The organism is Streptomyces sp. NPDC104381 (genome assembly GCF_055583745.1).
The window spans coordinates 682,839-690,739 of sequence record NZ_JBVJNK010000005.1; the positions used below are offsets into that span (position 1 = coordinate 682,839).

Here is a 7,901-nt window from a genome sequence, read left to right on the forward strand (position 1 = left end):
GTCGGGCCGTCGGGCAGGCGTGGTGCTGTTCAGCGCGGGGCGGACGTACGGCCAGGCGGCCGAGATGTTCGGTGTCTCCGAGCGGTCGGCGCGCACGTGGTGGCGTGCCAGCCGCGCCGGCGGGAGGCAGGCGCTGCTCGCGGCAGTGCGTGAACCGCAGGCGGGCAAGGGCGAGTTGATCGACGAGTCCGCCCGTGGAGCGGTCCCCTGCAGGCGATGCGGGATTACACCCCGGCCGATCTCGGGCAGAGTGGGGTGATGTGGACCCGTGCTTCGGTGCGGACCCTCATCCGTCTGGTGTGCGGGGTGTCGATGACCGAGCGGGGTGTGGGCAAGTGGCTGCGCCGGCACGGCTTCACCCCGCAGCGGCCCGCACGCCGCTCCTACCGGCAGAAGGACGACGAGGTCAGCCGGTGGCTTCAGGAGGAGTATCCGGCGATCCGGGCCCGGGCGAGTGAGGAGAAGGCCGAACTGGTCTGGGCCGATCAGTGCGGCCTGCGTTCGGACACCGCACCGCCGGGGCGCTCGTGGGCACCCGCCGGGCAGACCCCGCTGGTGCGCGTGAACGGGCGAGCTTCAAGGTCAACATCATGTCCGCCGTCGCCTCTCGTGGCGCGCTATGGTGCACTGTCTTTCCCGGCAAGTTCACCGCGAAGGTGTTCTGCGCTTTCCTCGACCGCCTTGCCCGCCAGGCCGGGCGGAAGGTGATCGCCGACCGGCACCCGGTTCACCGCAGCAAGGCGGTGCGGGCCTGGCTCGCCGAGAACGCCGATCGCGTCGAACTGCACCTGATGCCCAGCTACAGCCCCGAACTCAACCCCGACGAACTGCTCAACGCCGACCTGAAACGCCACATCCACGCCGCCCGCACCGCATCAGCCGACGACCTCGCCCGCGAGACCCGCCGCTTCCTGCGGCGACGCCAGAAGCAACCCCACGTCGTCTGCGGTTACTTTGCGGCCCGCCACGTCCGCTACACGATCCAGTAGGAAACCCAACAGTTCCGGCTCAATACTTGCCGGTGTTGCGGCGGGGTACGAATCACGCCAGTGGTACGCGCCGAGCTCGTTCACGGGCACCAAGTTCACGTTCACCGGATGCTCGGGTGCCAACACCGTTGTGAACGTCACGCTGTACAAGGGGTGAACAACCTGCTGGACACTGGCTTACACCCGGGCGGCGTTCACGAAGTGCTTCGGCGGCAGATCGTCGACTTCGACGGGGAATTGGTCCGACCACGGAGCCGGGGACTACTACTTCGTCGTCAATGATGGTGGCGGCGGAACGTGTCGGTTCGCACGCTGACTGTCACCTACTGATCACACTGTCCTCCGTCCCACTCCGCATGCGGAGTGGGACGGAGAAACATGTTCTGTCGATGAGGTTGTCTTCATGCCGCTGCACTACCAGTCCTGCAGGTTCCGCTACAGCCGCAGGACGCGCCCTGTCATCGACAGATTCGATCTGAGTCTCTCGCCGGGCAACCCCGTGCTCCTGGGCCCGAACGGGGCCGGCAAGAGCACCCTGTTCGCGCTCGCAGCGAGCGCGAACGCCCCGCAGGAGGGCACGGTTCGCTTCGGTGAGCTGTGGCCCACGAACGGCAAGACTCTGCACGACTACCGGCGCAGGGACTCCTGGCCGCCCCACCGGGCTTCCCTCCTTCCGGGCATGACATGCCAGGAGCACGTCGTCTACGTCGGCTGGCTCAAGGGGATGCGTGAGCGCCAAGCGTGGCGTGCCGCCCCCGCCGCGATCGAGCGTGTCGGCCTAACAACGACATACCCCAACGAACGACTCGCATGTGCCGAGACAACGGCAGCCCGCCGCACCGGTCAAATAGGCCGCAGTACCTGATCATGCTCTACGGAAGCAGCCCCGGCGTACTCTGCGAAGTCCTCGTTGCCGAGCGCCAGGCCCACCTGGACGCCGTGCACCGCAGCGGGCAGGGCTCGAAACTCACGGGGCTCCGGCGACTCGATGAGTTCCTGGTAATGGACGGGGTCGAGGCCACTCACGTCCTCCCAGACGGTCGACAGAGCCAGCAACGCCCGCGCCGGCGACTGCATGGTGCCGCGGTCAGCGAGGAAGACGACGACCAGGTCCTCATCCACCACGGCGGCAAGAACCTCGTCGGCCGTTGCTCCTGACCAAGCAGGCGCATCGACCAGCTGCACTGCTGCGGCAAACTCACCGCTTGGCCCCCACGGCCGGTGCAACTCCCCAACCACCGCGTTCCACGCCTCGTCGTCGCTGAAGTCCGTCCTGATGACGAGAACGTCGAACAAGTCGCGTCCGATCTCAGGCAGCACTCGCTCAAGGTTCTCCGGCAACGTCATGCCCAGAACTCTCCCACCCCACACTGGTGCTTGTGTGTGAGACCTTGGTTTCTGCTGGCCGGCCCGGCCAGCAGAAACCAGCCGCCCCTGTTCCGGCTCCTGCTGTCGACGCCCTCCCGCTGATCGGACCTCGCTCACCAGCTTGTCCCCCCAGGCCTCGGCGCGCCAGGACGGGACACCTGCAATGGCCGCACGCAGACCCAGCCGGTGAAAGGTCAGCTCTTCAGCGGAACGCCAGGCAACTGCAACCGACTCTCGCCGTTGCTGCTCAGAGCAGTCAAAGCCACGCTCAACGGAGTAGCAACTCCACGCAAGCGCAGCTCACGGACAATGATGCCTGCTGCGATCTCAGCTGTGCCCGGGCCGGGATCGAAGGAGGCAATCCATGCTCGGAACTGATGGACCCTCTGCCACCCGCGGGCCACCACGTCGTTCGGCGCAGGCCTGGCAGTCGTTGCCCGATCGTCGTGAAGAAGGAGAGCGAGCCCCTCCTCTGCGCTCTGTAGCAGGCCCAGAACACGGTCTCCGCTCACCTGCTCGCTCACGTCGAACGCAACTTCGTCGCACCAGCCCGCTTCGTACAGGAGGCTGGTCTGTTCAACCCACAGCTCCAACAAACACCGCAGCGACTGTTCAAGCTGATCCCAGTCGCTCGTAGGTAAAACACTGGGCAGCTCCAGGGCAGACCCGCGCCGTACAACCCGCCACAGGTAGGGAAGCTCAAGGTAGCTAGGCGCCTGGCCGGGTCTCGTGCCCACACCGCTGCGGAAGGCAGTGGCCTCGGCAGCGTCGAGAGACGCAGACGACCGGAGTGACATCGTCACTCGCTGCTCTTGTGTCACCGTGAGCGTATTTCGCCCATGGTGCCAGCGGACGAGGACTCCTGCGGCTCCTCCGGCATACAGGTCGGGAGGCCCGAGTTGCGACTCGACTTTGTTCACAATTTCTGTGAAGTAGATGCGGTAGGGGGATATGGGACGGTTCATGGTCAGCGCGCTGTCCAGCGTCTTGTTCGAAAGTAGGTCATCTATCCCGGAAGCGAGGAGGTCGGAGTCGACCGCTTCGGCTACTTCTGCGTTCGAGATCACGGCTTCTCACTCCTGATGCGTGTGCGGAGTACGGATGAGCGCGGCGTTCATGCGGTGGGGAGCGCGCGCCCCTGTGAAGGCGGGGCTTGGTGCTGCATGCCGTCGAGACGCGCAGGGCCCTGACATGCTTGTGCCCGGCGGCGTGCCGGCGGGCAGGCTGCGCTGCGCAAGGACAGTCGGCGGCGCGTTGCCATGCCCCTCCACCATGTGATGCGCGCGCTTCCTGAGCCCTAGATAAAACCGGGAGCACGGACTGTTTTACCACAGCGGCCCGTGAAAGTTCCCGTAAGAGCCAGGACGCCTGCGTCCCCGCCCGGTGCCGTGAAACTCCCCACCTGCCGGCGGGAAGCGCTCAACCTGCGGACGGACCCTCCCAGCGGATGCGATTCCAGCGGCCGGCGTCATAGTCCAGGCCCTTTTCCGCGCACTCATCGTTGCCATGCCGGGAAGTAGACCTTTCCTCATGCTTTCGATCCGTTCGTGCAAATAGCTCCGAAGAGGCCCAGTGATCTGCAAAGAGGTCAGCTGCGCCCTCCCAGAAGTGGACTGAAGCAGCTCGGCGGCCGAACGTGGGGTCCAGTCGGCAGACAAGTGACCCATCGCATCAACCTTCGCCATCAGGTAGGTCACCAACTCGATCCACTGGCGCGTGCTCCGTAAACATCGAGGTCAGGCAGCATGCTTCCATCGATGGACAGCTGGACTCCCGCCCTGGCCTCCGGGCGATTCTGAAGCGGGCAGGCGTAGGCGAACGAGGTATCGATCGTTTCCTGCCATTTGGACTCCTGAAGGCTGATCCTGCTCATCGGCACCTGGACTGCCAGTAGGGCCTCGGCGATCTGATCTTTCGTCTTGAAATGGTGGTAAAGGGCGCCTTTAGTGAGCTGCGCGGCGGTCCAGAATCATACTGATTGGCGCGGCGGCATATCCCTTTTCATCGAAAATTTCTACTGCGGCGTGAATGATCCGGTTTCGTGTCTCCGTCGACCGCTTCTGCAGTGCCCGGGAGGCCGACTTGCTGTGCGGAGTATCGGTCATTCCGTTACGTGTGCCTTACAGTCGCGCTAAACAACCATACGGGGCATCGGGCTGCCATTGCGACTGTTGGTATTGCTATACAGACCGATCGCCCCGTAATGTGTGCGGCGGTCGCGTTCTCTCTGAGCTCCACTCCTAGGGCTGCATCTACCTGCAGTTCTAGGATGGCGTCCATGATTCGGCGCAGATCGTGTTCGGGCGGTCGGCCGATGTCCAGGCCCTTCCCCCTTCGCTCGGCCCGCCAGGCCGTCAGATTTGGTTCCAGCAGTTTCCAACAGTGTCGATGGCGGCGTCGGCGGCCTGCTCGGTCAAGCCTCGCTGGCGGGGCAGGGTCACTGTGCTTCTCCCTCTTGGTGGTTACCGCCGCTGGCGCGATGATGTCGGAGCAACTGGTCATAGGGGGTCACCGACGGCAGGGCCTGGTGTCCGGCGGGAGGTGGGACAGCTTCCACTCGTGCAGGGACGTCACGTTCGCCGGCGGCTTGCCGGGCAATGGCTGGCTCGCCGGAGCGGGTTCCGTCTCGGCCTGGGCGGCCTCGCGGGCATCCAGGGCGACTGCGTCAGCGGTCATCGCCCCGGCCCGAAGGGCTGCGGCCAGGCCGGCGACGATGTGCTCGTGCGGCAGGTGCCGTCCCAACAGCAGGACCTCGATCAGAGCCCGGGTGCCGTCCCGTTCGCCGTGGACCTTCTGAGCCTGAGCCCACCAGGCGTCGTGGACGGGGGTGAACTTGCCTGCTGAGCGGTCCTGTTCCAGGGCGGTGGAGCCGGGAAACGCGCCAGGCTTGCAGACCAGGACTTCCAGGTAGTGATCCAGCTCCAGGCGGACGGCGCCCTTGGCGATGAGCCTCTCGTGCCGGGTCACTTCGACGTTCTGGTCGTAAACCACAAGGTGAGAAGCGTGTAGGACGACGTGCACCCGCTTGCCGATAAGTCGGATCGGCACCGAGTAGCGGTTGGTGCGGACCGGGATCTGGCCGTAGCGGTCGACCTGCGGGGTGAACAGTCGGCCCGTCTCGAACGGCTCCTCGGGCAGTGGCATCAGCAAGGGCTGTTCGAGTGCGAACTGCTCGGCGACGGTCTTGAGCCGGGCACCGATGCGGCGCGCGTCGTCCTGCCGATCCCACTGGTCGACCATCTCGTTCAGCTCGGCCAGCGAGGAGACCTCGGGGACGGGGACGAAGTGGTTGCGGCGGAAGTAGCCGATCTGCCCCTCACGCCGCCCTTCTCGTGGGCGCCTTCGATGCCCGGACGGCAGTAGAAGCTCTCGATGCCGAAGTGCGACTTGAAGGCGATCCACCGGTCGGCCTCCACCCTGGCCCGGCTCAGGCCCAACACCCGCGCGACGGCGGCTTTGAGGTTGTCGTAGCGGACCTTGCTCCGCGGGACACCGCCCAGCGTCCGCAGCGCATGAACGTGGCCCTCGAAAGAGGCTTCCTGGCCGCAGGAGGCGAATACCCGGTGGACGGCCTTGCCCGAATACGACAGGCGAAAGGAGAACAAGTAGCAGGTCACCAGCTCGCCGGCGAGACGGATCGTCACATCGCCGAAGTCGACTTCCGCCTCGTGCCCAGGATGGTGGGTCTGCGGGACGAACGCCTCCAGCGGTGCCTTGCCGGACTCAGCCAGGATCTCCGGTTTCCGGGCGGCGACGTAGTAGCGGACCATCCCGCAGGAGACATCCGCACCGTGTTCCTTGACCAGGCGGTGAAAGATCCGGGTGACGGTATGCCGCTGCTTGCGCGGCGCATCCAGATCCCCGCGGAGGATGCCGTCAATCACCGGCTTGTACGGATCCAGAGCGGTCGCCCGCGGTGGCAGCTTCTTGCGTGGCTCCGGCCAGGCCGAGTCGAGCGCCTTACGGACGGTCCGCCACGTCACACCGTGCTTGCGTTCAAGCTCCCGCATCGACATGCCGCCGCGATGGTCACGCCGGATCGCCGCGTACAGCTCGACCTTGGACATCTGCGGCATGACCAGCACCTTTCACCAGGAGCATCCCTATGTCGCCCTGGCAAGAGACCCGGTGCCTCCCAAACTCATCAACACCACCCGTCCATGGAACGGGGCGCCTCCCAAACTCATCGACAAGCGACGTCACTACTGGTCGATAGAGCCAAACTACCGGTACTCGACGAATCACCAGGTCGTCATCGACGCCGACACCCAACTGGTGGTCGTGGTCGGCCAGCCACTACCGGGGAACCGCAACGACTGCAAGGCATGGGGGCTATCCGGCGCCAAGGATGCTGTCAGGAACGCCGCAGTGATCGCCGACGGCGGCTATCGAGGTACCGGGCTCGTCATCCCACACCGCCGCGCTCCTGGGCAGAGCAAACTGCCCGCCTGGAAGGAAGAGCACTACGCCTCTCACCGCATGGTCCGCGCTCGGGTCGAGCATGCCTTCGCCCGGATGAAGACCTGGAAGATCCTGCGCGACTGCCGCCTCAAAGGCGATGGCGTACACCACGCGATGCTCGGCATCGCCCATCTGCACAACGTCGGGCGCCGCGACTGAATCCCCGGCCCAACACTGTCCGTTCAGAGTTCGGCGGGCAGGAGCTGGACCAGGCCGACCCAGTTCCCCTCGTCCACCTTGGTCTGCGTGGCGCGGACCCTCCAGCGGCCAGCGGGCAGTGGAACCGACGCCTCAGCGGGCATCCCCCCATCGGGGTACTCGATGCCCAGATCGGAACCCGCTTCGGCGGAGTCCATGAGCACCGCCGGACCGTCCGAGACCCAGGTGCCGCACTCCTCCCATACCGTGGCCGGGTCTGCAAGGCCAGTGTCCGCCGCGGCTCTCAGTCCGGCCTCGGAGTCGGCGGCGCGCCACCGCAGAAACGCCCGGTAGTGGGGCAGATAGCAGCTGGTCGCCGGCTCGTCCGCCAGCACCAGCGCCTGTGCACCGTTCTCGTCGATGGGGATCACAGCGGCCAGATCGTCCACCGCGCAGGCCCGGTCGTAATCGTCTGGAGCAGTGGCGTCTCCTGCCATAAGCCCACTCTCCGTACACCCGCCCCAGGAAGCCAGGGCGGAGACGGGGACAACGATCAGAGGGCCGCCCATCGACTCCACCCAGGCAAGGGAGGGAGCGGAGGCATCGTCCACGGCGGATGCAGAGGTGATCACGCACGTCAGTGGGCCATCGCCCACTGACAATGCTCCCGCGCTCATCGGAACATAGTGCAGGGAAAGGCGCAGCGCCTGTGGAGCTGTGATCGTTTGAAGACACTCCTTAGTTCGTTTGGGGGGTGCCGACGAGGGCGACGGGGCAGGGGGAGTGGCGTAGTGCGGCGTGGTGGGTGGGTCTGAGTTCGCGGTGGACCATGCCGTGTCGGTGGTGGACTGCGAGAACGAGGAGGTCGGCGTTGTGCGCGGCTTGGGTCAGGATGCTGTGCGCGGGGCCGTCCAGGACGTGTCTGTGCACGGTGACGCCGTTCTC

At 65.7% G+C, this 7,901-nt stretch carries 8 protein-coding genes and 4 pseudogenes; 5 read left to right on the forward strand and 7 right to left on the reverse strand.

The window, feature by feature from the left end; translation table 11 throughout:
- The first annotated feature begins 64 nt into the window (after positions 1 to 64).
- The 4 genes and pseudogenes from ACZ607_RS20885 to ACZ607_RS20900 all read left to right on the forward strand — a co-directional run bounded on the left by ACZ607_RS20885 (position 65) and on the right by ACZ607_RS20900 (position 1,854).
- Positions 65 to 259 carry a hypothetical protein gene (locus ACZ607_RS20885; protein ID WP_469736653.1) on the forward strand — a complete coding sequence of 65 codons (195 nt, stop codon included), beginning with the start codon at positions 65 to 67 and terminating at the stop codon, positions 257 to 259.
- A gap of 53 nt (positions 260 to 312) precedes the next feature.
- Positions 313 to 366: pseudogene (locus ACZ607_RS20890) on the forward strand (hypothetical protein); the annotation flags it as partial.
- Positions 367 to 527: 161 nt separating this feature from the next.
- Entirely contained in the window at positions 528 to 989 is a 462-nt protein-coding gene (locus ACZ607_RS20895) for an IS630 family transposase (RefSeq protein WP_469736655.1), read from the forward strand.
- Positions 990 to 1,392: 403 nt separating this feature from the next.
- On the forward strand, positions 1,393 to 1,854 hold the full coding sequence (locus ACZ607_RS20900) for an ATP-binding cassette domain-containing protein (RefSeq protein WP_469736592.1): 462 nt from the start codon (positions 1,393 to 1,395) through the stop codon (positions 1,852 to 1,854).
- On the opposite strand, the gene ACZ607_RS20905 is transcribed toward ACZ607_RS20900, so the two are convergent.
- From ACZ607_RS20905 to istA, 5 genes and pseudogenes are all read right to left on the reverse strand, one after another.
- Complete coding sequence (locus ACZ607_RS20905; protein WP_469736593.1) at positions 1,833 to 2,336, reverse strand: DUF6924 domain-containing protein; 504 nt, start codon at positions 2,334 to 2,336, stop codon at positions 1,833 to 1,835. The two genes, ACZ607_RS20900 and ACZ607_RS20905, sit on opposite strands and share 22 nt — an antisense overlap.
- 215 nt (positions 2,337 to 2,551) lie before the next feature.
- Complete coding sequence (locus tag ACZ607_RS20910) at positions 2,552 to 3,424, reverse strand: hypothetical protein (protein ID WP_469736595.1); 873 nt, start codon at positions 3,422 to 3,424, stop codon at positions 2,552 to 2,554.
- 626 nt (positions 3,425 to 4,050) lie between these two features.
- Positions 4,051 to 4,311 (reverse strand): annotated as a pseudogene (locus ACZ607_RS20915) (hypothetical protein); the annotation flags it as partial.
- Positions 4,312 to 4,622: 311 nt separating this feature from the next.
- Positions 4,623 to 4,730 (reverse strand): annotated as a pseudogene (locus ACZ607_RS20920) (IS5 family transposase); the annotation flags it as partial.
- Between the two features lie 64 nt (positions 4,731 to 4,794).
- A pseudogene (gene istA, locus ACZ607_RS20925) lies at positions 4,795 to 6,424 on the reverse strand (IS21 family transposase).
- Between the two features lie 7 nt (positions 6,425 to 6,431).
- Here istA and ACZ607_RS20930 point away from each other — a divergent pair.
- Positions 6,432 to 6,977 carry a transposase gene (locus ACZ607_RS20930; RefSeq protein WP_469736596.1) on the forward strand — a complete coding sequence of 182 codons (546 nt, stop codon included), beginning with the start codon at positions 6,432 to 6,434 and terminating at the stop codon, positions 6,975 to 6,977.
- Between the two features lie 23 nt (positions 6,978 to 7,000).
- Here ACZ607_RS20930 and ACZ607_RS20935 read toward each other — a convergent pair whose 3' ends face one another.
- Together ACZ607_RS20935 and ACZ607_RS20940 are read right to left on the reverse strand one after the other, a co-directional pair.
- A complete protein-coding gene (locus ACZ607_RS20935; protein WP_469736598.1) occupies positions 7,001 to 7,633 on the reverse strand; it encodes an Imm21 family immunity protein in 633 nt (210 codons plus the stop codon).
- Between the two features lie 61 nt (positions 7,634 to 7,694).
- Positions 7,695 to 7,901: universal stress protein (locus ACZ607_RS20940; protein WP_469736600.1), on the reverse strand; the 207-nt coding region annotated here is incomplete at its 5' end.

What these genes read in the sequence shown, in the direction of transcription:
- ACZ607_RS20885 (WP_469736653.1), top strand. Translation starts at nt 65, where the DNA reads ATGTTCGGTGTCTCCGAGCGGTCGGCGCGCACGTGGTGGCGTGCCAGC.
- ACZ607_RS20900 (WP_469736592.1), top strand. Translation starts at nt 1,393, where the DNA reads ATGCCGCTGCACTACCAGTCCTGCAGGTTCCGCTACAGCCGCAGGACG.
- ACZ607_RS20905 (WP_469736593.1), bottom strand. Translation starts at nt 2,336, where the DNA reads ATGACGTTGCCGGAGAACCTTGAGCGAGTGCTGCCTGAGATCGGACGC.
- ACZ607_RS20930 (WP_469736596.1), top strand. Translation starts at nt 6,432, where the DNA reads ATGACCAGCACCTTTCACCAGGAGCATCCCTATGTCGCCCTGGCAAGA.
- ACZ607_RS20935 (WP_469736598.1), bottom strand. Translation starts at nt 7,633, where the DNA reads ATGAGCGCGGGAGCATTGTCAGTGGGCGATGGCCCACTGACGTGCGTG.